1 pseudogene is annotated in these 3,181 nt (G+C 80.3%); it reads left to right on the forward strand.

What is annotated here, in order from left to right:
• A pseudogene (locus tag BST12_RS32440) lies at window positions 1-3,181 on the forward strand (PE family protein); the annotation flags it as partial.

Consider the following 3,181-nt stretch of genomic DNA (forward strand, 5'->3'; position numbering starts at 1 on the left):
CACACCGGCGGAACCGGTACCGGCGGCTTCGGCGGGGTCGGCGGGCGGGCCTGGCTGCTGGGCAACGGCGGCATCGGCGGTGCCGGCGGTTCGGGAGCCAGCGGCGGAGCGGGCGCGCACGGTGGCAGCGCCGGATTGCTGTACGGCAGCGGTGGCGCCGGCGGAGCCGGCGGCGCGAACACCACCGCGACGGGCTCCGCGGGCGCCGGCGGCGCCGGCGGTAATGCGTGGGTGCTAGGTACCGGCGGCGCCGGTGGCGCCGGCGGGACCGGGTCGACATTCGGCGGCGACGGCGGTGTCGGCGGGCACGGTGGTCTGCTGTCCGGTGCCGGCGGCGCCGGCGGGGCCGGCGGGGCCGGTGGCACCGGCGGCACCGGCGGCGCCGGCGGCGATGCCGGCTGGTTGTCCGGTAGCGCCGGCGGCGCGGGCGGCGCCGGCGGCGTCGGCCACTCGGGCATCGGCGGTCTCGGCGGGGCCGGCGGCTCCGGCGGGTTGTACGGCCCGGGTGGGGCCGGCGGCAACGGCGGCACCGGCATCGGCACCGGAGGCACCGGCGGCCTGGGCGGCAACGCCGGTCTGCTGTTCGGTGCGGGCGGCGCCGGCGGCAACGGCGGAAGCGGCGGCGCGGGCGCCACTGGCGGCAGCGGCGGTACCGGCGGTAACGCCGGCTGGCTGTACGGCAATGGCGGTGTCGGCGGCAACGGCGGCAACGGCGGTGCCGGGCTCAACGGCGTCGCGGGCGGGGCCGGCGGAACCGGCGGCAACGGCGGGACCGGCGGCGCCGGTGGCCGCGGCGGCCTGCTGTTCAGCGACGGCGGCAACGGCGGTAACGGCGGACTGGGCGGGGCCGGCGGGTCCGGCGGCAAGGGCGTCGACGGCGCTGCGGGAACCTTCCCCAGCGGTAACGGCGGCAACGGCAGCGATGGCGGCGTCGGCGGGGCCGGCGGCAACGGCGGCAATGGCGGGGCCGGCGGTCGCGGCGGCCTGTTCGGCCACACCGGCAACACGGGTGCGGGCCGGGCCGGCGGTGCCGGCGGCGACGGCGGCGTCGGCGGCAACGGCGGCAACGGCGCGGCCGGCGACGCGAGCAGCACCCGCGGCGGTGACGGCGGCAACGGCGGCAACAACGGCGCCGGCGGCACCGGTGGCGTCGGCGGCACCGGGTCCAGCATCGGTGCGCACGGCGCGTCCGGCAACACGGTTACCACCTCGGGCGGTAACGGCGGCAATGGTGGCGCGGGCTACAACGCCGCGCTGGGCAGCGTCACCGGCGCCAACGGCGGCGACGGCGGCAACGGGGGCAAGGGCGGCAACTACGGCAACGGCGGCAACGGCGGGGCCGGCGGCAGCGGCGCGGCCGGGATGGCCGGGACCAACGGCGTCAACCCGGGCGACAGCGGCACCGACGGCCAGGTCGGCGGATCCGGCGGCAAGGGCGGCGCCGGCGGCGCCGGCGGCTCGCTTGCCGGTAACGGCGGCGCCGGCGGGGCCGGCGGCAACGGCGCCAAAGGCGGGGCCGGTGGGACCGGGGTGGACGGCGCCGACGGTGTCATCACCGTCAACAACGGCGCGGGCCAAGCCGGCGGCAACGGCGGCAATGGCGCGGCCGGCGGCACCGGCGGCGCCGGTGGGGCCGGCGGCGCCTCGCCACACGGCACGGCGGGTACGGCGGGCGCCGGCGGGGCCGGTGGCGACGGTGGCGCCGCGGGGCGCCCCGGTGACGGTGGCCACGGCGCCGACGGCATCGCAACCAGCGTCGACGGCGGTGCCGGCGGCCACGGCGGTAACGCCGGCAAGTTCGGTGCGGGCGGCTCGGGCGGCGCGAACGGCAGCGGCTCGGGCACCGGCGCCCACGGCATCGACGGCGCGGGCATTGCCGCCCCGGCCGGTAACGGCGGGGCCGGCGGTGCCGGGTTCAGCGCCACCACCCCCGGTGCCAACGGTGGTGCGGGCGGTGCCGGTGGCGACGGCGGCAACGTCGGCAACGGCGGCAATGGCGGGGCCGGTGGAAACGGGGCGGCCGGCGCACCCGGCAACAACGGCACCAACGCCAACAACCCGAACGGCACCGACGGCCACCTCGGCGGCAAGGGCGGCGACGGCGGCGCGGGCGGTAAGAGCGGCGGCGCCGGCACCCACGGCGGCACCGGTGGCGCCGGCGGCAAGGGCGGCGACGGCGGCCAGGGCGGCAGCGGCATAGACGGCACAGCCGGCACCGCGACCGTCGGCGTCGGCGGCAACGGGGACCCCGGGGGCAACGCCGGTAGCGGTGGTGATGGTGGCGCCGGCGGTAAGGGCGGTGCGGCCGGCGCGGCCGGTACCGGCGGCTCGGTGGGCGTTGCGGGCAGTGGTGGCACCGGCGGAAACGGTGGTTCGGCGGGTACCGCGGGCAATGGCGGTGCCGGGGCGGCCGGGGCCAACGGCACGGCCGCGAACAACAACGCCGGATTCGCCGGCGGTGACGGCGGCAAGGGCGGCAGCGGCGGTAACGGCGGCAACGGCGGTAAAGGCGGGGCCAACGGCAACGGCATCGGCACGGCCGCCGACGGCAACGGCGGCAACGCCAGCAACGGCGGCGCCGGTGGTGCGGCCGGGGCCGGCGGTAACGGTCTGGCCGGCGCTGACGGCACCGCAGGGGTGAATGCCGGTGCGGGTCAGGCCGGTGGCGCGGGCGGCGCCGGCGGGCATGGCGGTGACGGCGGCACCGGCGGCAAGGGCGGGACCGGCACCAGCGCTGGCGCCGACGGCGCCGGCGGCAAGGGTGGCGACGGCGGCAAGGCCGGCGCGGCCGCGGCCGGTGGCCGCGGTGCCGATGGCACCTCTACCTACGTCGACGGCGGCGCCGGTGGCGCCGGTGGCGCCGGCGGCAAGGGGGGCAGCGGCGGGACCGGCGGACTCGGCGGCAACGGCGTCAAGGCGGCCGACGGCGCCGTGGGCGCCAACACCGACGGCGGCCACGGCGGCAACGGCGGCAACGGCGCCGCGGGTGGAGCCGGCGACAACGGCGTCAACGCCACCAACCCGAACGGCACCGACGGCCACGTCGGCGGTAAGGGCGGGGCCGGCGGCGACGGTGGAGCAGCCGGTGGTGTGGGCGCCAAGGGCGGCACCGGCGGCATCGGCGGTAAGGGCGGCGACGGCGGCCAGGGCGGCAGCGGCCTCGACGGCACAGCCGGCACCG

The organism is Mycobacterium angelicum (assembly GCF_002086155.1).
GTDB lineage: Bacteria > Actinomycetota > Actinomycetes > Mycobacteriales > Mycobacteriaceae > Mycobacterium > Mycobacterium angelicum.